This window comes from Neobacillus sp. SuZ13 (genome assembly GCF_030123365.1).
Classification (GTDB): domain Bacteria; phylum Bacillota; class Bacilli; order Bacillales; family Cytobacillaceae; genus Neobacillus.
On record NZ_CP126107.1, the window covers coordinates 1,008,879 to 1,034,677 of the forward strand.

General features: G+C 38.8%; 23 protein-coding genes and 1 riboswitch. Of the genes, 17 read left to right on the plus strand and 6 right to left on the minus strand.

The window, feature by feature from the left end; all coding sequences use genetic code 11:
* Positions 1 to 78 precede the first annotated feature (78 nt).
* Complete coding sequence (gene recQ / locus QNH17_RS04805) at positions 79 to 2,211, plus strand: DNA helicase RecQ (RefSeq protein ID WP_283879432.1); 2,133 nt, start codon at positions 79 to 81, stop codon at positions 2,209 to 2,211.
* A gap of 216 nt (positions 2,212 to 2,427) precedes the next feature.
* Here recQ and QNH17_RS04810 read toward each other — a convergent pair whose 3' ends face one another.
* Positions 2,428 to 3,228, minus strand: coding sequence for a formate/nitrite transporter family protein (locus tag QNH17_RS04810; RefSeq protein WP_283877661.1), 801 nt, complete (start codon positions 3,226 to 3,228; stop codon positions 2,428 to 2,430).
* A 214-nt stretch (positions 3,229 to 3,442) separates the two neighbouring features.
* Between QNH17_RS04810 and yfkAB the strand changes: the two genes are divergently transcribed.
* The gene (gene yfkAB, locus QNH17_RS04815) at positions 3,443 to 4,564 is read left to right on the plus strand and encodes a radical SAM/CxCxxxxC motif protein YfkAB (protein ID WP_283877662.1); all 1,122 of its coding nucleotides are present in this window, start codon (positions 3,443 to 3,445) and stop codon (positions 4,562 to 4,564) included.
* Between the two features lie 47 nt (positions 4,565 to 4,611).
* Here the strand turns inward: yfkAB and QNH17_RS04820 are convergent, their stop codons facing one another.
* Positions 4,612 to 5,826 (minus strand): MFS transporter, encoded by a 1,215-nt coding sequence (locus tag QNH17_RS04820; RefSeq protein WP_098575759.1) that lies wholly within the window; start codon positions 5,824 to 5,826, stop codon positions 4,612 to 4,614.
* A gap of 234 nt (positions 5,827 to 6,060) precedes the next feature.
* Positions 6,061 to 6,167, plus strand: a riboswitch (SAM riboswitch).
* Positions 6,168 to 6,295: 128 nt separating this feature from the next.
* Between QNH17_RS04820 and QNH17_RS04825 the strand changes: the two genes are divergently transcribed.
* The 8 genes from QNH17_RS04825 (at position 6,296) to QNH17_RS04860 (ending at position 15,641) form a co-directional block, all read left to right on the plus strand.
* Complete coding sequence (locus tag QNH17_RS04825) at positions 6,296 to 7,405, plus strand: sugar ABC transporter substrate-binding protein (RefSeq protein WP_283877663.1); 1,110 nt, start codon at positions 6,296 to 6,298, stop codon at positions 7,403 to 7,405.
* Positions 7,406 to 7,476: 71 nt separating this feature from the next.
* A complete protein-coding gene (locus QNH17_RS04830) occupies positions 7,477 to 8,979 on the plus strand; it encodes a sugar ABC transporter ATP-binding protein (protein WP_283877664.1) in 1,503 nt (500 codons plus the stop codon).
* A gap of 1 nt (position 8,980) precedes the next feature.
* Positions 8,981 to 9,985, plus strand: a complete 1,005-nt coding sequence (locus QNH17_RS04835) for an ABC transporter permease (RefSeq protein ID WP_283877665.1) — start codon at positions 8,981 to 8,983, stop codon at positions 9,983 to 9,985.
* 622 nt (positions 9,986 to 10,607) lie between these two features.
* Entirely contained in the window at positions 10,608 to 11,597 is a 990-nt protein-coding gene (locus tag QNH17_RS04840; protein ID WP_283877666.1) for an SIS domain-containing protein, read from the plus strand.
* A gap of 68 nt (positions 11,598 to 11,665) precedes the next feature.
* Positions 11,666 to 12,958 (plus strand): ABC transporter substrate-binding protein, encoded by a 1,293-nt coding sequence (locus QNH17_RS04845; RefSeq protein ID WP_283877667.1) that lies wholly within the window; start codon positions 11,666 to 11,668, stop codon positions 12,956 to 12,958.
* 73 nt (positions 12,959 to 13,031) lie between these two features.
* The gene (locus QNH17_RS04850; RefSeq protein WP_283877668.1) at positions 13,032 to 13,913 is read left to right on the plus strand and encodes a carbohydrate ABC transporter permease; all 882 of its coding nucleotides are present in this window, start codon (positions 13,032 to 13,034) and stop codon (positions 13,911 to 13,913) included.
* Complete coding sequence (locus tag QNH17_RS04855; protein ID WP_481858573.1) at positions 13,906 to 14,799, plus strand: carbohydrate ABC transporter permease; 894 nt, start codon at positions 13,906 to 13,908, stop codon at positions 14,797 to 14,799. The genes QNH17_RS04850 and QNH17_RS04855 overlap by 8 nt, the downstream gene beginning before the upstream one ends.
* Before the next feature lie 20 nt (positions 14,800 to 14,819).
* Positions 14,820 to 15,641 (plus strand): PfkB family carbohydrate kinase, encoded by an 822-nt coding sequence (locus QNH17_RS04860; RefSeq protein ID WP_283877670.1) that lies wholly within the window; start codon positions 14,820 to 14,822, stop codon positions 15,639 to 15,641.
* Positions 15,642 to 15,948: 307 nt separating this feature from the next.
* Here QNH17_RS04860 and QNH17_RS04865 read toward each other — a convergent pair whose 3' ends face one another.
* Positions 15,949 to 16,677, minus strand: a complete 729-nt coding sequence (locus tag QNH17_RS04865; protein WP_283877671.1) for a UTRA domain-containing protein — start codon at positions 16,675 to 16,677, stop codon at positions 15,949 to 15,951.
* 214 nt (positions 16,678 to 16,891) lie between these two features.
* On the opposite strand from QNH17_RS04865, the gene QNH17_RS04870 reads away from it, so the two are divergent.
* The 4 genes from QNH17_RS04870 (at position 16,892) to QNH17_RS04885 (ending at position 20,598) form a co-directional block, all read left to right on the plus strand.
* Entirely contained in the window at positions 16,892 to 17,653 is a 762-nt protein-coding gene (locus QNH17_RS04870; RefSeq protein ID WP_283877672.1) for a threonine/serine exporter family protein, read from the plus strand.
* Between the two features lie 17 nt (positions 17,654 to 17,670).
* Positions 17,671 to 18,117: a threonine/serine exporter family protein gene (locus tag QNH17_RS04875; protein WP_283877673.1), complete on the plus strand. Its 447-nt coding sequence runs from the start codon at positions 17,671 to 17,673 to the stop codon at positions 18,115 to 18,117.
* 182 nt (positions 18,118 to 18,299) lie between these two features.
* On the plus strand, positions 18,300 to 19,049 hold the full coding sequence (locus QNH17_RS04880) for a C39 family peptidase (protein WP_283877674.1): 750 nt from the start codon (positions 18,300 to 18,302) through the stop codon (positions 19,047 to 19,049).
* Between the two features lie 520 nt (positions 19,050 to 19,569).
* Positions 19,570 to 20,598 carry a potassium channel family protein gene (locus tag QNH17_RS04885; RefSeq protein ID WP_283877675.1) on the plus strand — a complete coding sequence of 343 codons (1,029 nt, stop codon included), beginning with the start codon at positions 19,570 to 19,572 and terminating at the stop codon, positions 20,596 to 20,598.
* Positions 20,599 to 20,671: 73 nt separating this feature from the next.
* On the opposite strand, the gene QNH17_RS04890 is transcribed toward QNH17_RS04885, so the two are convergent.
* Genes QNH17_RS04890 through QNH17_RS04900 form a run of 3 tightly spaced genes read right to left on the minus strand, consistent with a single transcriptional unit; the run spans position 20,672 to position 22,607 of the window.
* Positions 20,672 to 21,058, minus strand: a complete 387-nt coding sequence (locus QNH17_RS04890) for a DUF350 domain-containing protein (RefSeq protein ID WP_283877676.1) — start codon at positions 21,056 to 21,058, stop codon at positions 20,672 to 20,674.
* The gene (locus QNH17_RS04895) at positions 21,055 to 22,290 is read right to left on the minus strand and encodes a glutathionylspermidine synthase family protein (RefSeq protein ID WP_283877677.1); all 1,236 of its coding nucleotides are present in this window, start codon (positions 22,288 to 22,290) and stop codon (positions 21,055 to 21,057) included. The genes QNH17_RS04890 and QNH17_RS04895 overlap by 4 nt, the downstream gene beginning before the upstream one ends.
* A 2-nt stretch (positions 22,291 to 22,292) precedes the next feature.
* Positions 22,293 to 22,607 (minus strand): hypothetical protein, encoded by a 315-nt coding sequence (locus tag QNH17_RS04900; RefSeq protein ID WP_481858574.1) that lies wholly within the window; start codon positions 22,605 to 22,607, stop codon positions 22,293 to 22,295.
* Between the two features lie 94 nt (positions 22,608 to 22,701).
* Between QNH17_RS04900 and QNH17_RS04905 the strand changes: the two genes are divergently transcribed.
* The 3 genes from QNH17_RS04905 (at position 22,702) to QNH17_RS04915 (ending at position 25,716) form a co-directional block, all read left to right on the plus strand.
* Positions 22,702 to 23,151 carry a hypothetical protein gene (locus QNH17_RS04905; RefSeq protein WP_283877678.1) on the plus strand — a complete coding sequence of 150 codons (450 nt, stop codon included), beginning with the start codon at positions 22,702 to 22,704 and terminating at the stop codon, positions 23,149 to 23,151.
* Between the two features lie 61 nt (positions 23,152 to 23,212).
* Positions 23,213 to 24,964 (plus strand): sensor histidine kinase, encoded by a 1,752-nt coding sequence (locus tag QNH17_RS04910; protein WP_283877679.1) that lies wholly within the window; start codon positions 23,213 to 23,215, stop codon positions 24,962 to 24,964.
* A gap of 5 nt (positions 24,965 to 24,969) precedes the next feature.
* Entirely contained in the window at positions 24,970 to 25,716 is a 747-nt protein-coding gene (locus QNH17_RS04915; protein ID WP_283877680.1) for a LytR/AlgR family response regulator transcription factor, read from the plus strand.
* Positions 25,717 to 25,799: the final 83 nt, after the last annotated feature.

The window sequence follows — 25,799 nt, forward strand, 5'->3', positions numbered from 1 at the left end:
AGCATAAATGCTTTTTGAAAATCGAATGACTAGCAGTATAATAGAGTAAGATGAAAAAAATGAAAGGAGGAAAAAATGTTGTTTGAAAAAGCATTGCCATTACTAGAGTCACACTTCGGATATAGCTCCTTTAGGACCGGCCAAGAGCAGGCCATTCGCTCCGTGTTAACCGGCAAAAATACAATCACTGTCATGCCAACGGGTGGTGGGAAATCCATCTGTTATCAGATTCCTGCACTTGTCTTACCGGGTACCACGATTGTTATTTCCCCACTAATTTCATTAATGAAGGACCAGGTCGATGCCCTCATTCAAGTCGGTATTCCCGCTACATTTATTAATAGTTCGTTAAGTTACGGAGAAGCTAATAAGCGCATGCAAGAAGCCGTTTCAGGAAAATACAAGCTTTTATATCTTGCACCTGAACGATTGGAATCACAAGATTTCCTTGAAGACTTATACAGCATGGACATTCCGTTAGTTGCTGTGGACGAGGCACACTGTATCTCGCAATGGGGCCATGATTTTCGACCAAGCTACCGTCATATTCAAGAGTTAATTAATAGCCTTCCTCAAAGACCCATGGTATTAGCTCTTACTGCTACAGCAACACCAAAGGTTCGGGAAGATATTTGCGATTTATTAGGAATTGATGAAGAGAATACAATTATTACTGGATTTGAGCGGGAAAATTTATCCTTTACGGTCATCAAGGGTCAGGACCGGGACAAGTTTATTAAAGACTATCTAAAAAGGAATGATAAAGAAGCAGGCATTATCTATGCAGCAACCCGCAAGAATGTCGATCAACTCTATGAACGACTTATTAAAGCTAATATAAAGGCTGCACGCTATCATGCTGGGATGGGTGATGTGGAGCGGAACCGGGAGCAGGAACGATTTTTAGCAGATGATGCAACGGTAATGATTGCGACCTCAGCGTTTGGGATGGGGATAGATAAATCCAATATCCGCTATGTAATTCACTTCCAGCAGCCTAAAAATATGGAGAGTTATTATCAGGAAGCTGGACGTGCCGGCAGGGATGGTCTGAAGAGTGAGTGTATTCTGCTCCATTCCTCACAGGATGTCCAAATACAACGTTTTTTGATTGATCAGTCCAGCGATCGAAGCCGAATGACTCAGGAATTAGAAAAGCTCCAGCTAATGGTTGATTATTGCCATACAGAAAACTGCCTGCAGGAATTTATTTTAAAGTACTTTGGCGAAACGGAGACAGAGCCTTGCGGCAGATGCGGCAATTGCCTAGATACCAGGACGAGCATCGATGTAACGAAAGAAGCACAAATGGTGATGTCCTGCGTGATTCGAATGGGGCAGCGGTTCGGAAAAACGATTACGGCCCAAGTGTTAACAGGATCGAAGAATAAAAAAGTAACCGAAATGGGCTTTGACAGGCTCCCTACCTATGGAATTATGAAGGATAGAAGCTCAAAGGATGTCAGTGACTTCATTGAATTTTTGATATCACAGGAGTTAATAGCAATCGAACAAGGGCAATTTCCAACCCTGTTTGTCTCATCAAAAGGAAAGGATATCCTTTTAGGTAAGCAGCAGGTCCATCGACGTGAAACTGTACAGGTGAAGCAGGTTGCCAAGGATGACCCATTATTTGAAGTATTAAGAGAAGTACGAAAGCAAATTGCTGACTCAGAAAAAGTTCCGCCGTTTGTGATTTTTTCGGATGCTTCCCTAAAAGATATGTGTGCCAAACTGCCTAAGACAACGGAAGAATTTTTACAGGTGAGCGGCGTGGGGGAACTAAAGTTAAAAAAATATGGTCTAGAATTTATTCAAGCAATTAGGACATTCTGCGAAACCAATTCAGACTATAAGAGTGAGTTGGTACCTGTTGAGAAAGCCCCAAAGAAGCCTGCCAAGAAAACAGGGGTAACTGATTCACATTTGGAGACATTAAAATTGCATCAGGAAAATTTATCAATTGAGGAAATTGCCGAACAGCGGGATTTGGCGGTAAGCACGGTAGAAAATCACCTGCTTCAAAGTGCACAACATGGTTTAGAGGTTGATTTTACGAAGTATATTCCTGCTGAATATATGCCGCTTTTGGAAAATGCCTTAGCGGAAGCCGGCCGGGAGCGGTTAAAACCGATCAAGGACCTGCTTCCAGAGGAAGTAAGCTATTTTATGATTAAAGCCTATGTTTATTTTATTAGCAAAAAGAAATAAGAAAAGGCACACATCAGTGAATTTCACCTGATGTATGCCTTTTTTAAATCAATCTTAACATGTGCTTTAGAAGTAATACTTGAGATGAAAGATTATAATTGTTTTTATTTTTAGAATATTCATAATAGTTGTCGATTACCCTCTGATCTTGTTGATATTTCCCCGGGAATTTGTCGATATCGCACTTTATATTAAAAGAACAGGGCATATTGATGCTTAGCTGCCCTGTTCTTTGTCGTATTCATCTAAAAATGGCTTGTTTGCATAATAGTACATCATGGCCATAAATACAGCACCGCCAATCATATTTCCAATCGTGACAGGTACTAAATTGTGGATGACACCGCCCCAAGAAATGGACCCAGGATGATTTAAAACTAAGGCAATCGCAAACGTACACATATTAGCAATGCTGTGTTCATAGCCGGAGATAAAGAAACAAAAGACAAACAGCATCATGGTAAACATCTTCGGTCCATCCCCTTTCAAGCCCATTGGAAGAAAGAAGGCCATACAGACAAGCCAATTACAGAGAATTGCCCGGAAAAATAACTCTGTCGTTGGAACCTGCATTTTTATCTCGACAACATGGAGTAAAAAACCGTTAACCTCTGAACTTTCATAAAGTCCTGTCGTAAAAATAATAAAAGCAAACACGGCAGCTCCAAGAATATTTCCTCCATAACTGCAAACCCATAGCTTAAAGACATCTGTCCACATCATCTTCTTGCGAAGCGCGGCATAGGTGTAATAAAAGGTATTTCCGGTAAACAAATCACCACCGCCATAGGCGATTAAAATAATTGCTGCCCCGAAGGTAAGTGCCGCCATCGGATAGGCGAGTGGGTTATCCACTATATAGAAGAAGTTCCCTGTTTTAAAGGCTACGATGACACCAAAACCAATAAACATACTTGCAAGCATCGCACGTAAAATATAACGAAGTATGCTTTGCCGAAAGATTTTCATCTTTTTTAGGGCGAGTTTCTCTGCTTCTCCTAAAGGCTGCATTTCCATATTGATATTCCCACCAATCCGATTAATTAATATCCGTTTATTCTTTATCGAATAGGGAGCAGTTATGTATTAATAGGGAAATTTTTCATCAAACAAGCTTAGAATAATTATATTTTTTCATACATAAACTTTTGTAATGGTTGAAAATAGCCAAAACATCCGGAAATCAGCTATAATAGAGAGGTTTTTTGAAGACTGATTTTAAGGAGATATTATGTCGACATTGAAAAAAATTACCCCTTTATATGATCCATGGGAAGCCTATTTAGATATCGAGCAATATGGTAAGCCTCAGCTTACCAATATCGAATTTACCACCACAACCCTTTGTAATATGCGCTGTGAGCATTGTGCAGTAGGCTATACACTTCAGACAAAAGACCCGCAGGCGCTTCCTCTTGATCTATTAATTCAAAGGTTAGATGAAATCCCAACTTTACGCTCCCTCAGTATTACCGGAGGAGAACCGATGCTATCCTTATCCTCTGTTAAGAATTATGTTGTACCGATTTTAAAGTATGCTCGTGAGCGCGGTATTCGAACCCAAATTAATTCAAATTTGACTCTTGAACTGGATCGTTATGAATTAATCGTTCCTTATTTAGATGTTTTACATATTTCACATAACTGGGGGACAATCGACGATTTTGTTGAGGGTGGTTTTGCCCGAATGGAACGGAAGCCAGAATACGAACAACGGGAAAAATATTTTATTAGAATGATAGAAAATAGCAGAGAATTGGTAAAAGCAGGGGTGATGGTTTCTGCCGAAACAATGCTAAACAAGCGCACTCTACCGCATCTGGAGAAAATTCATCGTCAGATCGTCGATGAAATGCATTGTCAGCGTCATGAAATTCATCCTATGTACCCAAGTGACTTTGCCAGTAATCTTGAAACCTTATCACTAAGTGAAATTCGAGAAGCAATACATCACTTACTGGATGTAAGAGATGAGAGGGTCTGGATGCTATTTGGGACACTTCCATTTTATGCTTGCAGCGAAATTCAAGAGGATCAAGCTCTTTTACAACGTTTGTATAAAAGTAAAAATGTTACCGTCAGAAATGATCCTGATGGCCGTTCGCGATTGAATGTAAATATTTTTAACGGTGATATTATTGTGACTGATTTTGGAGATACACCACCACTAGGCAATATCCAAACTACCAACCTATTAAGTGCTTATCAAGCATGGCAGGCATCCTCTATAGCCAAGGATTTAAGTTGTCATTGCCCGGCAGTTAAATGTCTTGGTCCCAATATTTTAGTGAAGAATAGTTATTATCAAGAGGTAGACTTTATTAGTCAAGAAAATAAAATTATAAGAAATTAAAATGAAAAGGCCCTGGATAAGGGCCTTTTGTACATATAGTCATAGGATTAAATAGTGTGTTTAACTAGTTTTGGATGGCGGTGCATGGAAACAAACAGAATGATCCCACTTAGTATCAATAATGCACTGGTGCAGATAAAAACTGCTGAGAATCCAAAGTATCCAGAGATAAATCCACCCAGCATTGGTCCGATGATATTTCCTAGAAATCTTAAACTCGTATTGTAGCCGAGAACTTCGCCTTGCATGGTAAGCGGAGCTTCCTGTCGAATGTAGGCAACCCTAACAGGAATAATTCCACCAATCGTGACACCAAGAGCAATTCGGATGATAACAAGCTGCCAAAAATTAGTAACCGCAGCACCTGGCAGGTAGACGATCCCTGCTAGAAAAAGAAGAATGATTAGGATTTTAATATAGCCATACTTATCGGCAATCTTTCCCCAATTCCGTGACATTAATAAATTGCCAAGTCCGGCAGCAGAAAAGGCAATTCCTGAATAAAAGGCAACATTTGCCGGTCCATGCAGGTCGCTAACGAATAATGATAAAATTGGCTGGATGCTAAAATGGGCGACCTGTACAAGGGCAGAGATGAGCAATACGGTTAATAAAACCGGATTGCGAATAATATGATTAGCCACTTCTCTGCTTGAATAATGGGCTTTTGTTCCTTTTTTAGCTTCCATCATAAATTCCTTTGTGGTAATGACAAGCAGAGCAGAAATGAAAATGGAAATAGACGTCCATTTAAAGGTAGTAGAATAGCCAAGTGAATCTGCAAGTATTCCACCCAGCATCGGTCCTAATAAGGATCCTGTAATACTGCCTGTTTGTAAGGTTCCAAGCACTCGTCCAGCAATCTCCTGTGGTGTTTGCGTAGAAATAAAAGCCTGCGACATCGGAATAAAACCCGAAAAGAACCCCATGCAAAAACGGAGGAGGAGCAGCTGCCAAACAGAATGGACATACCCCATAAGAAAAATCGATAATCCCATTCCTAATCCGCAAATGATAAGAATTTTTTTTCGTCCATAGCGATCACCTATTCGACCCCAAATCGGCGAGAAGGCGAAGGCGGAAACAAACGTAATCGCGAAAGTGATCCCTGACCAATGTTGGACATATTTTTCCGAAAAGTCTCCAAATGTCTCAATGTACAACGAGATAAACGGCATAACCATCGTCATACTACCTGCAACAAAGAAGTTCGCAAACCACATGATGATTAAATTACGTTTTGCACGTTTCTCTTGAGTCATTATAAATAACACTTCTTTCTGAAATATATTTCGGTTTTCTAAATATTATCATACCGAAATTTCTGATAATGATAAAGGATTATCCTATCAATTAAGTTGGGAAAAATCATTGCTAATATTCAGTGACCTTGTTAGATAGAGAAAAATAACTTTATTAAAAATATTCAAAACACTATTGACAACTTGTTAATAGGAGACTAAAATCTAATTTATTACTTAACAGAATAATACGTTCTCTTATCAAGAGTGGCAGAGGGACTGGCCCGATGACGCCCAGCAACCGTTCCATTTGGAATTGGTGCTAAATCCTGCAAAACAATTTTTGTTTTGAAAGATAAGAGAGGAGTAGTCCTTTAATTTGTGATGAAACCTCTCTTTTTCTGGAGAGGTTTTTTATTTTTTTAAAAACCAACTTTTCCAATAGGAGTAGCGGAGTATTGATGAGGATCATAAAGGGGGAGCTTTAATAATGAAAAGAAATATCTTTAAAAGTACGCTCGTATCAGCATTGGCAGCCACACTTTTACTGACTGGCTGTGCGTCAGGGGAAGAAACAAAACAAGCTAGCGGTAAAAAGGTTACCCTTGAAGGTGTACCTGAAAAGTTTACGAATGGGGACCAACTGAAAATTAAGGTTATTCGTAAAATTGGTGGAGACGATCATACTGCTCAATTCTTAGCTGGTGCTAAAGAAGAGGGAGAAGCTCTTGGCTTTAAAGTGGACGTGTTTACAGCAAATGGTGACACGGCAAAGTTCCATGATGCCATTAATCAATCGTTAGACCAAGATTATGATGGATTTATCATTTCTCATGGTGATGATGAGGCGACTGTTAATGATGTAAAAAAGATTGTTGAAAAAGGAAAAAGTGTTGTTACATTTGATTCCAATCCGAATATAGCGAATGTCAAAGGAGTAACACTAACTTCCCAGGATGATGAAGCGTTAGCAACATTGGCCCTCGACCAACTTGTAAAGAATACAAATGGTAAAGCGAATATTGCCTATCTATGGGTTGACGGTTTCCCTGCAATGGTTAGACGTAATAAGGTTTATCAAGATGTGCTTTCAAAAAATCCTGGACTTAAAGAAGTGGAACGCTTTGGTGTAGCAGCTGCAGATACAAGTGTTCAAACGCAGAATGCTGTTGCAGCGATGTTAAATAAATATCCAAAAGGAAAACTGGATGCCATTTTTGCAACCTGGGATGCTTTTGCTATTGGTGCAGCGCGTGCGCTGAAAGAAGCAGGCCGTGAAGAAGTGAAAATCTATGGTATTGATGTTTCCAACGCGGATCTGCAAGAAATACAAAGAAAAGGCAGTGCATGGACAAATACAGCAGCGGTCGATCCTAAACTAATCGGTGCTGTTGATATGAGGATCCTTGCAAAGAAACTGGCAGGTGAAGAAACACCTCAGACCTTTGATTTAGAAGCATCACTTGTTTCACAAGATATTCTTCAAAAGTCTAAAGAACCAGTTAACATGGTAAACCTTGCAAAAATTATCCCAGGCTGGGGGCAATCGACTGCATTTGAAGAGGATTGGATCAAGACATTAAAGAACCATTATAAATAATAGTCGATTACAACTAGACACTCTCTTTTTCAATAGATTAAGAGAGTGTTTGCTTACGGAGGTGGAATTTAATGAGTGCAACATTGGAGATGAAGAACATCTCGATAGAATTTCCGGGAGTGAAAGCACTGAATCAAGTTGATTTTTCAATGAAAACTGGCGAAATTCAGGCCTTGATTGGGGCAAATGGCGCAGGGAAATCAACACTAATGAAGGTTCTCTCCGGTGCTTATGACCACTATACTGGTGAAATCTGGTTCGATGGGCAAAATCTGAAGATTCGTTCACCGAAAAATGCACAGGACGCAGGCATACAAATTGTTTATCAAGAGGTAGATACCGCACTCATTCCTTATTTAACGGTTGCAGAAAATATTTTGCTGCTCGATACCGTCCACAACATGGGGAAAAAGCAATGGATGAAATGGAAGAACCTCCATCAAAAAGCAGCGGAAATATTAGCAAATATGAATATTTCCCTTTCAACGAAGAAGCTTGTCAGTGAGTTAACATTAGCTGAAAAACAAATGATTTTAATCGCAAGGGCGGTTTCAAATCAATGTAAATTTCTCATCTTAGATGAGCCGACTGCTCCCTTGAGTCATACCGAAACGACTGAATTATTTAGGATTGTTCGTGATTTAAAAGAAAAAGATGTAGGTGTAATCTTTATTTCCCATCGCTTGCCAGAGATTTTTGAAATCTGTGATGAAGTGACCGTCATGAGGAACGGTGAATTTGTTGCAAAAAAGAAGATTGTGGATACCACTTCTGACAAAGTGGTTGAGTACATGTTGGGGAAAAAATTGGAAGAACAGTTCCCTGTTAAGAACAATCAAATTGGAAATACGGTCCTGGAAGTGAATGGTTTATCTGATCAAGGAAAAATAAAGGATTTACATATTCATGTAAAAGCAGGAGAAATCATTGGAATTGCTGGGCTGGTCGGTGCTGGAAAAACAGAATTGTGCAAAGCGTTATTTGGTTCCGAAAAACTAACGGCAGGAGAAGTCATTCTTAATGGGCGAATATTAAAATTAAAAAGCCCTTATGATGCAGTCAAGAAAGGAATTGCTCTAGTTCCAGAAGAACGGAGAAAAGAAGGAATTCTTGTACTGGAATCTGTTGAAACCAATTTAACGGCGGCGAATTTAGGGGATTTCACAAAGGTGTTTAGCTTTTTAAATCGTAAAAAGGAAAAAGAGACTGCTAAGCAATTGGTCCGCCGACTAGGTATTAAAACACCTTCAGAAGAAACAAAAGTTCAGAATCTCTCCGGAGGAAACCAGCAGAAGGTGGCAATTGGAAAATGGCTGGTAGCTGAGGCTGATGTGTATATTTTTGATGAACCCACTAAAGGTGTCGATGTGGGAGCAAAGAAGGATATCTTTGAGTTAATTAACGAGTTAGCCAACAGAGGCAAAGCGATTATTTATGCTTCTTCCGAACTTTCGGAGATTATTGGAATTACCGATCGAGTGTATGTTTTATATGATGGAAAGTCCGTTAAGGAAGTTGAAACAAATCTAACCAACGAAGAAGAATTATTATTTTATTCAACAGGGGGCAGATAGAATGGAAGTAAATATCGCAGCAAAGAAGCAGGAAGCCCCTGCCAAAAAAGTATTTGAGTTATTTCACTTTTTATATAAGTATGGAACGATTATTACGATTCTTGCACTTATTATTATCTTTTCAGTTGCCAATCCTACCTTTATTCAAGGCAGCAATATGATCAATATCTTACGTTCCATCTCGATTGTAACGATTATCGCCATCGGAATTACAATTTCTTTGTCAGTAGATGGTTTTGATTTATCGGTAGGGTCGGTCGCTTCCTTATCAAACGCTATTGTCATTTCGATGTTTGTTTGGTTTTCACAAAACACACTGGTAGCAATTATTTCTGCAATTGCGGCATCATTGGTTGTCGGTGCCTTAAACTCATTTATGATCGTGAAGTTAAGAATTCCAGACATGCTAATGACGCTGGCAACCATGTTCATCATTCAAGGGACTGCACTGACCTATACAAAAGGGGCAACCGTTTCACAAAATATGGTTATGCCTGATGGCTCGATGGCGACAGGCCTGATCAGTCCATTTTTTACAAAAATCGGTGAGGTTCCATGGATCATCATTATTATGGCAATCACAGTGATTCTCGTGCATATCTTTTTGAATTATACAAAACATGGTCGCTATATGTATGTGATTGGTGGAAATAAAGAAGCGGCCAGACTATCAGGGATTCCTGTCAATAAGTATAAAGTGGCTGCGTACCTACTTTCGGCATTGTTTGCTTCTATTGGCGGGATTGTACTGGCTTCAAGGGTGTTAACATCAGAAATTAACTCTGGTGCTCCTTACTTAATGGATTCAGTTGCCGCCGCATATATTGGCTTTTCTGTACTGGGAGCAGGGAAGGCCAATGCATTTGGAACATTTGTTGGAGCCGTCTTGATTGGGATTCTGCAAAACGGACTCGTGATGATGTCGGTACCGTATTATGCGATGGATATTGTTAAAGGAACGGTCTTGGCCTTTGCACTAGCGATTACGTATTATAAGCAAAAATAACTAATAGAGAATTTGAAGCCTATTCACCATTGTGGATAGGTCTTATTTTTTTTGAAGGAAGATGAAGACCAAATTCTTTAGAAAGACTAGAGGAAATTGTCATCATAAAGGCGATGAAGACCAAATCCTTTAGAAAGACTAGAGGAAATTGTCATCATAAAGGCGATGAAGACCAAATCCTTTAGAAAGGCTAGAGGAAATTGTCATCATAAAGGCGATGAAGACCAAATCCATTAGAAAGACTAGAGGAAATTGTCATCATAAAGGCGATGAAGACCAAATCCTTTAGAAAGACTAGAGGAAATTGTCATCATAAAGGCGATGAAGACCAAATCCCTTTTGAAGACTATAAGAAATTGTCATCATAAGGACAATGCAGACCAAATCTCTTTGAAAAACTAGCAAAAGTGATCATCATAATGAAAAGCGGGCCACCTTCCATGACGGAAGATGGTTTTCTGTCGAGAAATGTCGTTTCATTTTTCTGAAAATTTTATTGACTAGAGTTTAAAGTTATAGTAATTTATATATAACAACATATAACGTTATATAAAGTTGTATATTGTTTGAAGAGTTTATTGGTGTTCATTCACTAAAATAATTTATCAGGGAGGCAACAAAAATGACGACTGAATTAGTAGTTGACGTTAAAAATCAAGTGCAACAAGCTTTGGCAGAAGTAGAAAAAAGGGAGATTACAAACGTATTCTTTGTAGCATGCGGAGGTTCCTCTGCGATTATGTATCCAAGCAAGTACGTAATTGATCGCGAAGCTAAAGTTCTTGATGCACACCTCTATAGCGCAAATGAATTTATCCATCGCAATCATGCGAAACTTGGAAGCGGTTCCTTGGTTATCCTATGCTCTCATTCAGGTACCACACCAGAAACAGTAGAAGCAGCAAAATTTGCTAGGTCAAAAGGGGCATTGGCTGTTTCATTAACAAATGAGGAAGGCTCACCATTAGCACAAGCATCTGATGTTGTGTTGAAATATCAGTGGGGCGAAAAAGCAAGCGCTTTCACCACTAATTATTCAGTACTATATCAACTAGTATTTGGTGTACTAAAAGTGGTTGAAAATAATGAAAAAGCTAGTTTAGTAGAAGGAAGTCTTGAGAACTTACAAAATGTTTACGAAAAAGCAGCAGCACTCTATCAATCAAAAGCTGAAGCATTTGGACAACAATATAAAGATGAAAAGATTATATATACAATGGCAAGCGGAGCAAATTATGGCGTTGCCTATTCATATGCAATTTGTATCCTTATGGAAATGCAATGGGTCCACTCCCATGCCATTCACGCGGGAGAATACTTCCACGGACCATTTGAAATTATTGATGAAGAAACACCTTTCATTATCCTGCTTGGTTTAGATGAAACAAGACATTTAGAGGAAAGAGCACTAGAATTCTCTAAACGTTATGGTAAGAAATTGGTTGTCCTTGATGCAAAAGATTTTGATTTCACTGGGGTAGCAGAAGAAGTCCAAGGATATATTGCTCCGTTAGTCTTGAATTACGTATTAAGAAAATATGCGGATCAGTTGGCAGAGGCTCGTAATCATCCGCTATCAAAAAGAAGATATATGTGGACAGTTGAGTACTAAACCAAGATAAACATTGTGAATGTCCGCTGCTTTAATCATAGAGACGGATCTTCTGGAGGGGAAAATTAATGAAGAAGTTATTGATTTTAAGTATTATTTCTATCCTTTTTCTATCCTTTTTTGCTGGCTGTTCTAAGAGTTCTAGTTCAACTAAAGGAAAAGATGTTGTTGAACTTAAATTCTTCCACCGCTGGCCGAATCAACCTAAAAAGCAGTATTTTGAAAAAGCTGTAAAAGAGTTTGAGAAAGCTCATCCAAATATTAAAATTAAAACAGAGGCCGTTTTAAACGACTCTTATAAAGAAAAGATTCGCGTTGTATTAGGATCAAGCACCCCTCCAGATGTATTCTTTTCTTGGAGCGGGGAATTTGCTTATAACTTCGCACGTCAAGGACAAGCACTAGATTTAACAAATTATGTTAATGAAGATAAAGCGTGGTCGGATCAAATCATTGCCTCCCAGTTTAACTCGTTCACATTAGATAGTAAAATTTATGGGATTCCGTGGTCCACTGACGGCAAGGCATTCTTTTATAATAAGAAAATCTTCAAAGATTTAAATCTCGAGGTTCCAACAACATGGTCCCAGCTAATTGATGTCTCTAAAAAGGTAAAGGCTGCTGGATTGACTCCAATCACTTTTGGTAGTAAAGCACCTTGGACCATTTCCCATTATATTGGAACATTGAATCAATTGATGGTGCCGCAGGATGTTATTAATAAAGATTATGATCCAAAAAATCCTGAGGGTGACTTCTCACATCCAGGTTACGTTAAGGCTTTGGAAAAATTCATGGAACTTAAGCCATACTTCAATAAAGGAGTAAACTCTGTTGATCATGAATATTCACGTGAGTTATTTAACAGTGGTAAAGCAGCAATTGGTTTCTTCCAACTTGCAGAAATTGGGTTAATTGAACCATCGTTAAAAGAAGATTTAGGTGTATTTAATGTACCAGGTGTAGAGGGCGGAGAAGGAAATGCCAACTCCATCACAGCAGCACCAGAAGGAATTATGATTTCTTCTAAAACAAAGCATCCGAAAGAAGCCATGGAATTTGTTAAATTCTTAACTTCAAAGGAAAAAGGTACAGAACAATTAAAAGAAGTTAGTGAATACAGTGCAGTTAAAGGAACAACAACTGAAGCGAATGCATCTAAACTTCAACAAGATGCGATTAATTTAATTGTTAATGCTGAGCAAACGTACTTATGGTTTGATACGGCGGTAGATATTAAAATAGTAGATGCTTATTTAAATGGGACACAACTAATGTTAGACGGAAAGAAAAGTCCAGAAGATGTAATGAAAGATGTCAGAGCAGCAGTAAAAGAAGTGAAGGCGTCAGCAAATAAATAGGAAACCAGAAAGGTGGTTACTAGTTGACCACCTTTTTTCCAAAGAAGCGCCTGATAAAAAAAGGGGAGTTATTATGCAAAATACAAACAAGTGGTTACCATACTTTTATATTGCACCTTGCTTAATCTTTTTGGCCCTTTTTGTTTACTATCCGATTGTTGAAAACTTTTTTTATAGTTTCTATGATTTCTCTGCATTTTCAGCAGAAAAAACATTTGTTGGCTTCGAAAATTTCCTTAATCTTTTTAAAGATGAAGTTTTTTATATAGCTTTAAAAAATAATCTCTGGTATGCATTGATTTCTATAATATTTCAAGTGTTTGGCGGACTGATTCTAGCAGCAATCCTTGAAGATAAACTGATCCGGATCGTAAGTGGATTGTTCCGGACCGTATTTTTCCTTCCAGTTGTCATATCAATGACGGTTATCGCTTTACTGTTTACGTTTGTTTATAATCCGGATATCGGAATCTTAAATGGGCTATTAAATATGTTAGGTCTTGAAAATTTAACAAGAGCTTGGCTGGGAGAATCTGAAACGGCGATTTTCGCTGTGATCGCTGTGTCTCAATGGCAAAGTATTGGTTACATTATGATGTTATTTATTGTTGCCATCCAAAATATCCCTCAAGAATTGTATGAGGCCGCTGATATTGATGGAGCTGGTAAAATCAGAAAATTCTTTTCAATTACTGTTCCTCAAGTAAAAGAGATGTTCTTTGTTACTACACTAATTACGTTAACTGGTGCTTTCACGGTGTTTAATGAGCCATATATTTTGACAGGCGGCGGACCTGGTAATTCAAGTGAAGTTTTAGGAACATTACTCTATCATTCCGCTTTCGGTAAAGACCAAATGGGTTATGCATCGGCTGTGGCTACCGTGATTTTGATTATTACCTTAATTGTATCTTTGGTTCAGTTGAAAGTATTCAAAACAGGAAAGGATGTTTAGAGTGGAGACAAGCAAAGTAATGGACTACCATCATTCGATTCCAATTAAATCTAAATATAGGAAGCAAAAGAATGTTGTTAAAGGACTGCCAATCTTTACAATCCTGATTCTGTATTTTGTAGTTATAGCTTATCCACTTTTTTGGATGGTAATTAACTCATTTAAATCAACTTCAGAGATCTTCTCCAGCAGTTGGGCACTACCTAAGGAATGGATGTTTTCTAATTATACAGAGGCATGGAACACAGGGATATCTGGCTATTTCGTTAATAGTTTAATTGTTACAGCTACTACCTGCTTTCTAACAGTATTAATTAGTGCACTTGGTGCTTATAGTTTATCGAGGTTTGAATTTAAAGGGAAGAATATCCTGTTAGTGTTCTGTATGGGCGGAATGATGCTCTCCCCGCAAGTAAGTTTAGTACCTCTATACAAACTCATTCAATTATTAGGAATTCATGATACGTATTTTGCGATGATCTTTCCCTATGTAGCCTATCGCATTCCAATTACGATCCTTTTGATCCGTGCTGCTTTTCTTGAGGTACCTAAAGAGCTGGAAGAATCCGCCTTTTTGGATGGCTGTAATACATGGTCCATTTTTACAAAAATCTTTGTGCCGTTAAATAAACCGATTCTACTTACTGCGGTTGTACTAACTGCTTATTACACATGGAACGAGTTTATGTTCGCATTAATCTTTGTGGATTCTGATGCGCTGAAAACCATTCCTGCAGGATTGATGCAATTCCGAGATGCGCTTCAAACCAATTGGGGAGTTCTGATGGCAGGCTTAATGATCTCTGCTTTGCCAATTATTCTCCTATTTATGTTCATGCAAAAATATTTTATTCGTGGCTTATCATCAGGTAGTGTGAAAGGATAAATAAGGAGGAGTGGAATTTTATGAGAATTATTGGAATAGGGGATAGTGTTGTTGATATTTACCAGGATCGAAACGAAATGTTTCCAGGTGGAAATGCTTTAAATGTTGCCGTTTTATCCAAACAAAGTGGAGCGGAGGCAGCTGCTTTTATTGGAATTGTTGGAACGGATGTGGAAGGCGACCATATCTTAGATTCCTTGAGAAAGAACTTAATAGAAACTAGTCAAGTGAGGAGAGCGGTTGGTGAAAGTGGGAAGGCCTATGTTGACCTAAATGTGGATGGAGACCGAATCTTTGTCAAATCCAATAAAGGTGGTGTACAAGCTAAACTCAAGCTGAATTTAGCGGCGGATGACTATGAATATATTAAATCGTTTGATTTAGTACATACAAGTATATATAGTCATTTAGATGAAGAATTGCCTCTTCTTAAACAGTATTTACCTATTTCTTATGATTTCTCTAACCATTTTACAAATGAATTATTAGAAAAGGTTTGCCCGCATATCCAATTTGCATTTATTTCAGGAAGTGATTTTACAGAAGTTGAACTTGAAGAGTTATTTGTTAAAATACATGGACTTGGAACCCCGTTTATCATTATTACTAGAGGTTCAAAAGGTGTAGTTATGTCCCATAATAATAAACGTTACCAACAGGGGATTGAAGAAGCAAATGTCATTGACACTTTAGGGGCAGGGGACTCGTTCATCGCTGGGTTTTTAACTAATTACTTTAATGGGGTGTCCATTGAAGGATCCTTAAAGGAAGCTGCACATATTGCTGCTAGAACATGTGAAGTAAATGGAGCATTTGGCCATGGAAAACAGTTAACTTTTTAGGCTGAAAAAGGAATGCTTGGGCTTTGATTATAGCCCAAGCATTCCTTTTATTTTTAATGATAAGAAAGTATAAGTTTTTGAACTTAGATTACTGTCTAGCGCAAGCGGCCCTAGCGGCTAGTGTCCTTCGCTCTCCGCCCTACGATAAGTCAACATCGAATCTCACCTCCGGCTCTTCGTGTTGTCTAGCTACAGCGCCTAGGGGCTCGGGGTCATAAGCCAATCCGTCAAGAAGGTTAAAGAGCAACCTTCTCGCCGGCTCGTCTTATGCCTGTCACCCCTGGGCAAGGCGCTTCCGCTTTTCTTATTAGGTAGTGATTGTGAGTGCAATCATTTTTGTAGGAGTCTTGAAATTTGAAATATGAATCGGGACTCCTTTTTCATCGAAAATGGTTTTATCAATATTGAATAATGTTTCCCCGATTTCACAATCCAAATATTCTGCCTCCAATACAGAAGCTGGTATGACCGTAATAATTTTTTTGCTGGAACCAGATTTTATATTGATATGGTAAATACTTTTCAACACTTCATAGGTGGATTCATGTTCGGTGAAGTGTGTCATTAAGTTGGGAAAGCGTTCTAACGAATAATGAGCTATATCAAGTACAAATGGCTGTTGATCAATTGACATGATTCTGACCAACTTTAAGACAGGTGAATCTATGCCAATTTGCAGTGCTTCGGCAATTTCCGAAGTTGCTTTCATCTCTTCACAAGCAAGAATTCGCTTGGATGGATTTTTTCCAATTTGCTTACTGAAATCTGTAAATCCATCAATAGAAACCAATTCCCGTGTGATTTTGGTTCTTGTTACAAAAGTTCCCTTGCCTTGCTTTCGCTCTAAAAAACCTTCATCAGCTAAATCTTGAATCGCTCTTCTTACGGTAATTCGGCTGACACCATATAAATCGCATAATTCGGATTCATTAGGCAGTCGATCCCCAGATTTATATTCCCCTTGTTCAATGGCTTCCTTCAAAATTTGTTTTAACTGGTCATATAAAGGTGTTGAACTAGAGTTGTTTAATTTCATTTGTTAAAATTCCTTTCAGGACAATAAGTCATTATATAATATTGTATAATGAATAAACATTTAGTGTATAGTGGGTAATTGCAACATTTATCCAATTAATAATATTATGGATATACTGCTTTATCGCGAAGAGATTTGACACAGTTAACTTTGATTAAACGATTATTTTCATTTAAACTAAGTAACAAATGTAGAAGTGTGTGTGGTGGAATAAATGGGAAATCAGGTAGAACAAACATATGAAATTATGGAGGTCTGTTTACTGGCGGGGAAAATCATGCTCCAAAGCGGGGCCGAGACTTATCGTGTCGAGGATACAATGATGAGAATGGCGGCTGCCTTTGGTATTGAACATACGCATAGTTATGTAACCCCAACGGGAATCATTTTTTCAGCAGAGGGGTCAGAACCGACGAAGACCAAGCTGATTCGAATCTCAGAGCGGTCAACAGACTTGAAAAAAGTTTCCATGGTAAATAGCATATCAAGAAGAATTAGCAGTGGTGAAATAAATTTGAAAGAAGCTTGGGAGCATTTAAAGGAAGTTGATTCTCTCAATGTAACCTTTCCATTTATGATCCAAGTGGCTGCCGCCTCATTAGCAAGCGGTTGTTTTATGATCATGTTTGAAGGCGGGTGGAATGATTTTATTCCGTCGATGATTTCAGGAGGAATAGGTTACCTAAGTTTCGTCTATTTTCATCGATTTGTCCCGATCAAGTTCTTCTCGGAGTTTTTAGCATCGTTTGTGATTGGCTTACTTTCTTTTTTGTTTGTCCAACTGGGAGTTGGTCAACAATTAGATAAAATCATCATTGGCTCTGTGATGTCATTAGTTCCAGGTCTACTAGTTACCAATGCCATTCGAGACTTAATGGCGGGTCATCTAGTTTCGGGATTATCTAAAGGTGCTGAGGCATTTCTGACCGCGTTTGCGATTGGAGCAGGGATTGCCGTCGTATTATCTTTTTTGTGAAGTGAGGTGGATTTACCATGGCTGTTCTTGCACAAGCAATTACCAGTTTTATTGCAACAAGCGCCTTTGGGATTCTTTTTAATGCTCCGAAGGAATCACTAATCAAGTGCGGGCTGATTGGAATGGGTGGTTGGTTAATTTATTTCCTCATGGAAGACTACACGGATAACGCCATTTTAGCAACATTGGCCGCGACTATTTTTATAGCAGTACTCAGTCAGGAGCTAGCAAAGTTCTATAAAACACCAGTGATCATTTTTAGTGTAGCAGGAATTATTCCGCTCGTACCAGGTGGTCTGGCCTATGATGCGATGCGAAATTTTGTGGAGAACGATTATTATTCAGCAATTACTTTGGCTGCAAAAGTTTTCATGCTGGCGGGTTCAATTGCCTTCGGACTAGTTTTCTCTGAGGTAATTAATCAAATAACGAAAAAATTTAGACAATATAAGATGAAGGCCTAATAAAATTCCCTTTTAGTAAAACACTAAAGGGGAGTTTAAGTTAAGATTAAATTAAGATTCAATTGCTATCATAAATTGTAAAATATTTTCCTTTCTTGCTTCGAACTATTTTAGTAGGTAATATAGTAGTATATTACTAGAATCTCCAGCAAAGACTAATACAAGGAATGGTACATTCATTTATGAAAAAAATATTAACTGCTATGATCGTTGTTTTTATAATAGTTATCAGTGGTATAACGATTTTTAAGGTAAAGTTTGACCGTCCAGCAACAGCACTAGTTACTGAGGCCGCATCATTAAAAACACGGACACTAGCACTCTTTGCGAAAGAAGCTCCAAAAGTGCCTGATAGTATCAAACTAGATGTGCCGTTAATCAATCAAATGGACCCACCAAAACTCTATAATGGCTGTGAAATCACCAGCCTGGCGATGATTCTTAACTATCACGGAATTGAAGTGACCAAAAATGAGTTAGCTAACAAAGTGAAAACTGTCCCATTAACGTATAGTAACGGGAAAAAGGGAAATCCTAATGCAGGGTTTGTCGGCGATATGGCGAATGGTCCAGGACTAGGGGTTTATAATGGTCCCGTATTTGAACTCGCGCAAAAATACGTCGGTGATCGGGCAGTTAATTTAACTAATCATTCATTTGATGAAGTTTTAGAAGAAGTAGGTCAAGGATTACCAGTCTGGATTATCACAACATCAAGCTTCGCGCCTGTATCTGTTTTTCAGAAATGGGATACTCCGCAGGGGAAAATCGATATTACCTTTAGTGAGCATAGTGTTGTAATTACGGGCTACGATGAAAAGTATATTTATATTAACAATCCTTATGGAGAAAAAAATCAGAAATTAAATCGTGCTAGTTTTATTAAAGCATGGGAGCAAATGGGTAAACAAGCAATTGTTATTAAGAAGTAAGAAAAAAGGCCTGATGTTTAATCAGGCCTTTCATTCTGGAGATTTTGTGGTCTCTAAAATGGGCGAAGGCAGAGGAATGAATATTCCCCTGCCTTCTTTGTTGAATTCATTAAAGAATTCTTATCGTAACTTGTGATTGGTTGCACTTCTTGTTGTCAACATCGCAAGTAAAAACTTATATAATAATCATTGTTTGTAAAAACAAGTTTGCCGCGGTTATTTTTCCACCTGAAGGTTTTATACCTAAACGACGTAAGCCCTACCTCTCTTACATCCTAACGGCTCCGAAGCCGATCCAGTGTGAATAAGTTTTTTATTTTAAAACATAAGCAGAATGCCAGAATGAATTCTTACTTTGCGTTATCTAATAAATTACAAGTTACATAAATGTGAAGCACAAAAGTTAATATTACAGTAATTTTGAGTTGGTGTCAACTGTTTTTTTGTTTAAAGGAATATCAAGCGAAATAGTAGAAATAGTAGAAATAGTATTCTATAACAATGGGAACGGGGGGTAGCGATGATATTTTTTCGAAGATTGTTTCTTACGGCAGCTAAATATCGGTACCGGACGGTGTTGTTAGTAACAACGTTTTATATTTTTATAAATGCCGTAGTTATGAAGGTACTGGAACCAAAAACATTTGAAAGCATCTTCCATGCCGTTTGGTGGATTCTAACGACAATGACCACAGTTGGCTATGGAGATGTGTATCCTACCACACAATTAGGCAGAATTTGGGCAATGGTGATTGTCTATACAGCGGGAATTGGACTTTTTGGTGTGGTTATCGGGATGATCGTCGATGCTGTGACACAGTACAAACGGATGAAGGAGGAAGGAAGAATGACTTTTAGGGGAGAAAATCATTATGTCGTGGTCGGCTGGACCGCCAAAAGTAAAAATACGATCAAGGAGCTTTTTATTGATGATAACAAAACGGAAGTCGTGTTAATTGATGAATTAGAGAAAACACCCTATGAACATGAAAGGTTTCTGTATATTCAGGGGAGTCCAACGGATGAAGATACCTTAAAAAGGGCGAAAATTGAAAGTTCAAAAGCGGTACTGCTTTTTGCTCCAGATGGCATTAATCATGCGGATTTAGCAGATGGAAAAACACTTTTAACCGCCTCTTCCATTGAGCGTTACGATGAAGGGACGGAAAAAAATATTTATACGATTGCAGAGATACTAAATGAAAAGCATGTCGGCAACTTCAAACATGTCAAAATTGATGAATTTATTCTTTCCCATGAATCGGTATCTAACCTGATGGCAAAATCTGCGCAGACCAAAGGGGCAAGCCATTTGTTTACACAATTATTAAGTCGTAAGGATGGGGATGGGGGAAGTGATTTATGGGAAGTAGAAGTAAAATCCGACTGGAAGACATACGGAGATGCATATGAGTCCCTCAAGAAAAAGGGAGCCCAGCTGATTGCCGATCGTAGTGATTTAAATATTTTAAAAAAATGGAGTGAACCCCTACCTAAAGAGGCGCGGTTGTTTGTAATCTGCGATAAGAATACATATCATTCACTTTAAAATAAAAAAACGCATCCTTTGACTGACCTATTGTCTCAAATCAATAGGTCAGTTCACCTCGCGATGCGTTTTTTTAATAGGTTAGACATCCAGCAATAACGATACCGATCGAAACAGAGAGTAACATGAGAAAAAGCCCAACAGCCTGGTTATCTTCCTCGATGCTTTGACTGACGTTAAATCGAGGTGTCAGCCATTCAGCCAGATAAAAGACTACAATCTGAGCCACAATTCCGATTCCTCCCCATACCGCCATATCCATAAGTGAAATGGAATTAGCAGCAGTTGAGTACAAGACAATGGCAAGCCCGAGAAGTCTTCCGCCCAGGACATAACTTGCTGCCTTATTTCCTTTTGCCATCAAGGAAAACTCCTTGACCTTAGTGGTTACTTCCATAAGAATAAGTCCTACGATTAAAAGCCCAATTGAAATGGCTAAATATAATAAGAAATTTGTCATTTACATTCCCCCTGTTTTTGAATACCTACTGGTAAAAAATAAGATTCGTTCCCTGTAATTTTTCCGCCAGCACGAATGCCAATACTACTTGCTTTACCTGCAATAAGAAATGATCCGAATACTAATGAAAGTTCTTCGCTTCCCTTTTCTGTTTCCAGTGAAACAGTAGGGAGAGCGGCATATTGTTGAAAGACTGAAACTTCCTCCCTATAGGTTTGGAAGGTATTTTGAGCAGTTACATTTGCATGTTGATCCCAAATCGTTACCGTGTCTCCCTCTCTTCCGAACGTTGGTTTTTGAACATAGGTGCTCTTCCCGAAAAATTCATCTGCTTCAAAATACGTAGGAAGCATATACTCTTTAATCCATGCCTGCTCTTCTGTTGTAAAGTATGCCCCCTGTTCCGCTAACCCCCAAATTAGGCATTGGATTGACTTTGGCTGCAGCAAAAAGGCGGAGACAGGATTTAACAAGGACAGTTTCTCTGACTTAACCAGGTGTAATAATTCGATTCCAACCAAATCTCCTGTTATTGGGTCCCGGTCGTTAACCAGATGTTCAAGTGGATAGGTTTGGCGATACAATACATCAATTGGATAATCTTCCTCATCAACAAGGATCCCGTCTTTCATTCGAAGTGCGGACAATGGTAAGGTCCGATTGTGAACCTGACACAACTTGCTTAAATATTGAACGGTATTCCAGTCCTCTATATGGTCAGAATGGGCTGTGAACACAACGTTGGGATCCCGTTTTCCTTTCGCTGCTTCGAGAACTGCACGTGTAATTCCAGATGAAAGCAGTCGTTCCCCCCCACTATTTGGATCCAGGTAATCCAATTCCTTACAAACCTGCCCGTTCATATGAAAACATTCCACAATAAATGTCGGTGTATCACTGTTGAACTCCAGCAATTTGAAACCATTATCGGTCAATACAAAATCGAACCTGCCAATAATCGTTTCAGGGTAGAGATTTTTCAATCTCAAAAATGGGAGGCTCGCCGGTGGAAACCCAAATTCAAGGAGTTGTTCATCTGTAAGACTCCGTAAAAGACGAGCTGTTTTGAAAAAAACGATACCCATTTGCTCCGTGGCTTCCTGTAATTGCTTATAGGTTTGTTCAGAAATAGGATAAACGTGATATAGGCTGTACTCGCCTTCGTATAAATCAGACCAAAAGGTTGGGAATTGTGCATAAAACCTTCTTCTCTTCGGTGTATACTGCGACATATTTATCCTCCAAATCCACCCTTAGAGCCACTTCCGAAACCGCCTTTAAAGCTCGATGATGATTTGTAGGACTTATAAGCCGAGGACTTCAAGAGTGATGATTTATTGCGATAATAACTTCCTCCATAAAAATAATGACCATAATGGGACGAATGGGTATCATCACATTCCCAAACCCCTTGATCATCGTCCCAGTCCCAGTCTCGGCAGGTGCTGTCGTCTGGCTTGGGCGGGCGATCGCTTGAACAGCCAGAAAGGGTGCCGGCTAGAAGGGAAGTGATAACACCAGTCACTAACCATTGGGTTTTCTTCACCATTTCACGCTCCTTTTTTCAATTGATATTCTAATTATAAAAGCAAACCTTAGGAAAACAATGGTAAAATGAAAAGAAAATGAAAGAGTGATGAAATTTGAGGTTGGAGTATCGAAAGGATGACGAGTATCAAAATTTTCCTGCCCTTTGGAATTATCAACACTTGACGGTGAGCGAGGTTGTAGCAAGAATGTCGTGTGAATATTTCGTAAAAGAGGGAGAAACGTTTGTGGTAACGGCGACTGCCATCGATCCTGATGGAACGAATGTCCTTTATGTAAAAAAAGAAAATTCATATACAGATGTCACGGAGCAAAATTATTCACATATAGGTTTTGAGGTGAGAGAGCTTCAAAGAAACGGGTCCGTTCTTATCGAGCAAAAGGAAGTGTGGAATCATGAAGAAGTGCTGACACTTCTTCACTCCGATTTTATTTACATCCAAAGGGATGGAAGATGGTTGGAATTCACCCTAGATTCAAGAGAGATTGATGAAGATCGAAAATGTTATATTTATTATGGTAGTTTTACAGGAAAAACACGGTAGAGACGGTTGGTTTATTTTTTTGGTATAGTAGTAGGGAAGTATAGAAGAAAGGTGAGGTACCATGATCGAATTATTGCCTCTCATGCTTGAACGTGTTGGTATTCTTATCATTGTAGCGTTTCTTCTCTCACGGATGAAATCATTCCGTCAAATTATCAATAATGAACACGGAATTACTGCTAAAGCAGCGATGATTGCAATCTTCGGTGCCTTCGGAGTCATCAGCAACTACACGGGAGTAGAGATTGGACATGGGACAATTACTTCCCAGGACTGGCTGACAAATATGGACAATGAAAGTGCCATTGCTAATACTAGGATTATGGGAGTAACAATTGGTGGTTTACTTGGCGGTCCTATTGTTGGTATGGGGGTCGGTTTAATTGCTGGCATCCATCGCTTGACCTTAGGTGGGTTTACAGCTGAGGCATGTGCCTTATCTACGCTGATGGCGGGGGTTGTCACAGGTTTTTTAAGCAAAAGGTTTAAGATACAAGAAGGAAATTCGCCATGGAAGGCCGTAATCATGGGAATATTCATGGAATGTGCACAGATGGGGATTATTCTTTTGATAGCACGACCATATAACGAGGCTATGAATCTAGTTGAGGTCATTGCCCTCCCAATGATTGCTATAAATGGCTTGGGAACTCTGCTTTTTGTGTTAATTATCCAGGAGATTCTGCAAGAGCAAGAGCGAATGAGAGCACTTCAAACACATAAAGCTTTGTATATTGCCAATCAAACACTGCCCTTCTTCAGACAGGGGTTAAATGTGGATTCGTGTACAAAAGCAGCCGAGATTATTCTTAATTGGACGAATGCCGATGCCATTTCAATTACAGATCAGACCCATGTCCTTGCCCATGTTGGTACAGGCTCAGATCATCATATTCCTTCAGGAAACATGGCAACGGAATTAACTAAAACGGTGCTGGAACAAGGGAGAATCACAATTGCAAAGTCTGCACACGAAATTCAATGTTTTGATCCACAATGCCCTTTGCAGGCAGCGATTGTATTACCACTAAAGATTCATGCTAAAACGGTAGGGACATTAAAGTTGTATTTCACTGATTCTAGTAAACTTGACAGGGTTGAACAAGAGTTGGCAGAAGGTTTGAGCAACCTATTTTCAGTCCAATTAGAAATGGCTGAGCTGGAAATACAGAGAAGATTATTAAAAGATGCGGAGATCAAGGCTTTGCAAGCACAAGTCCATCCACATTTCTTATTTAACGCCATTAATACCATTTCAAGCCTAATTCGAACAGATGCGGATAAAGCCAGGGGTTTGTTAATCAAACTTAGTACTTTTTTTCGAAGTAATCTTCAGGGGGCTAGGCAAATGCTCATCCCGCTTGAAAAAGAACTTGAACATGTTGAGGCTTACCTAACCATTGAACAAGCACGCTTTCCAGACCGCTATCATGTGGAAATGGATATTGCACCAGCGTTAAAAAGGGTGCTCGTTCCACCATTTACCCTGCAGCCATTAGTTGAAAATGCGATCCGTTATGCATTTCCAAAAGCAAAGAGTGGGACAGTATTAGTCCGTGCCTTTCAGGAAGGGGAGAACATGGTCCTTCTTACTGAAGATAATGGAAAAGGAATCTCAGCAGAGCTGCTTGGTACCCTGGGTAACCAAACCGTAGATTCTTCTGCTGGAACAGGAACAGCACTCTGGAATATCAAAAAGCGAATCGAAGAAATTTATGGTCAAACTGCTTCATTTCAAATAGAAAGCAACTTGAATAAAGGAACGAAAGTATCAATTACACTACCGTTAACACAACAACAAAAAGTGGGGTGAGGATGTTGTTAAAGGCCTTTGTTGTGGATGATGAACCGTTAGCAAGAGATGAATTGGCCTATCTTCTCAAACGAAGCAAACAGATTGAGATCGTAGGGGAATCGGATTGTGTTGAAAGCGCGTTAGAAAAGATAAGTAACCTCGACCTAGATGTGATTTTTTTAGATATCCAGCTCGCTGATGAAAGTGGTATCGAAATTGCGGCACATATAAATAGACTTGATCATCCTCCATTCATTGTCTTTGCGACGGCATTTGACGAATATGCCCTCCAAGCTTTTGAATTAAATGCTGTTGACTATATCTTAAAACCTTTTGAAGAAAAGAGAGTCTTACAAACGATTGAGAAGTTGTATAAGCTAATAGAAAATCACAAACAAGCAATTCCTTTATTAAATCAGAGACATAAATTTGGAAACGAAAGGCCAGAAAAGCTCGCTATCACAATTGATGAAAAAATTGTAATCGTAAACATTAGTGACATACACTATATTGGTACAAATGAGGGGAAAACAGTCATTGCAATCGAGAATACAAAGTACTCTGTCAGTGATTCGCTTGTCACTTTCGAAAGAAAGTTGCAGCATTCACCCATCATTCGTGTCCACCGCGCCTATTTAGTTAATGTCGATGCGATTGTCGAGATTGAGCCATGGTTTAATTCTACCTACAACTTAATTATGAAGGATGGAGAAAAGGTTCCTGTAAGCAGAACCTATACAAAAGAGTTAAAGCAGCTTCTTGGTTTTTAAGAAGCTGTTTTTGCATTTCATTCTATTATTCTTGTTTTTCATCCTTTAAAACTTGCATTTTAGGATGAAAACCTTATGTTAAC

Bases quoted from the DNA above. Each gene is read 5' to 3' on its own strand.
- QNH17_RS04810 (WP_283877661.1), bottom strand. From the start codon at position 3,228: ATGGAAATGCAGCCTTTAGGAGAAGCAGAGAAACTCGCCCTAAAAAAG.
- QNH17_RS04860 (WP_283877670.1), top strand. From the start codon at position 14,820: ATGAGAATTATTGGAATAGGGGATAGTGTTGTTGATATTTACCAGGAT.
- QNH17_RS04830 (WP_283877664.1), top strand. From the start codon at position 7,477: ATGAGTGCAACATTGGAGATGAAGAACATCTCGATAGAATTTCCGGGA.
- QNH17_RS04875 (WP_283877673.1), top strand. From the start codon at position 17,671: ATGGCTGTTCTTGCACAAGCAATTACCAGTTTTATTGCAACAAGCGCC.
- QNH17_RS04840 (WP_283877666.1), top strand. From the start codon at position 10,608: ATGACGACTGAATTAGTAGTTGACGTTAAAAATCAAGTGCAACAAGCT.
- QNH17_RS04885 (WP_283877675.1), top strand. From the start codon at position 19,570: ATGATATTTTTTCGAAGATTGTTTCTTACGGCAGCTAAATATCGGTAC.
- QNH17_RS04880 (WP_283877674.1), top strand. From the start codon at position 18,300: ATGAAAAAAATATTAACTGCTATGATCGTTGTTTTTATAATAGTTATC.
- QNH17_RS04845 (WP_283877667.1), top strand. From the start codon at position 11,666: ATGAAGAAGTTATTGATTTTAAGTATTATTTCTATCCTTTTTCTATCC.
- QNH17_RS04870 (WP_283877672.1), top strand. From the start codon at position 16,892: ATGGGAAATCAGGTAGAACAAACATATGAAATTATGGAGGTCTGTTTA.
- QNH17_RS04820 (WP_098575759.1), bottom strand. From the start codon at position 5,826: ATGACTCAAGAGAAACGTGCAAAACGTAATTTAATCATCATGTGGTTT.
- QNH17_RS04835 (WP_283877665.1), top strand. From the start codon at position 8,981: ATGGAAGTAAATATCGCAGCAAAGAAGCAGGAAGCCCCTGCCAAAAAA.
- QNH17_RS04855 (WP_481858573.1), top strand. From the start codon at position 13,906: ATGTTTAGAGTGGAGACAAGCAAAGTAATGGACTACCATCATTCGATT.
- yfkAB (WP_283877662.1), top strand. From the start codon at position 3,443: ATGTCGACATTGAAAAAAATTACCCCTTTATATGATCCATGGGAAGCC.
- QNH17_RS04850 (WP_283877668.1), top strand. From the start codon at position 13,032: ATGCAAAATACAAACAAGTGGTTACCATACTTTTATATTGCACCTTGC.
- QNH17_RS04825 (WP_283877663.1), top strand. From the start codon at position 6,296: ATGAAAAGAAATATCTTTAAAAGTACGCTCGTATCAGCATTGGCAGCC.
- QNH17_RS04895 (WP_283877677.1), bottom strand. From the start codon at position 22,290: ATGTCGCAGTATACACCGAAGAGAAGAAGGTTTTATGCACAATTCCCA.
- QNH17_RS04900 (WP_481858574.1), bottom strand. From the start codon at position 22,607: ATGGTGAAGAAAACCCAATGGTTAGTGACTGGTGTTATCACTTCCCTT.
- QNH17_RS04910 (WP_283877679.1), top strand. From the start codon at position 23,213: ATGATCGAATTATTGCCTCTCATGCTTGAACGTGTTGGTATTCTTATC.
- QNH17_RS04890 (WP_283877676.1), bottom strand. From the start codon at position 21,058: ATGACAAATTTCTTATTATATTTAGCCATTTCAATTGGGCTTTTAATC.
- QNH17_RS04865 (WP_283877671.1), bottom strand. From the start codon at position 16,677: ATGAAATTAAACAACTCTAGTTCAACACCTTTATATGACCAGTTAAAA.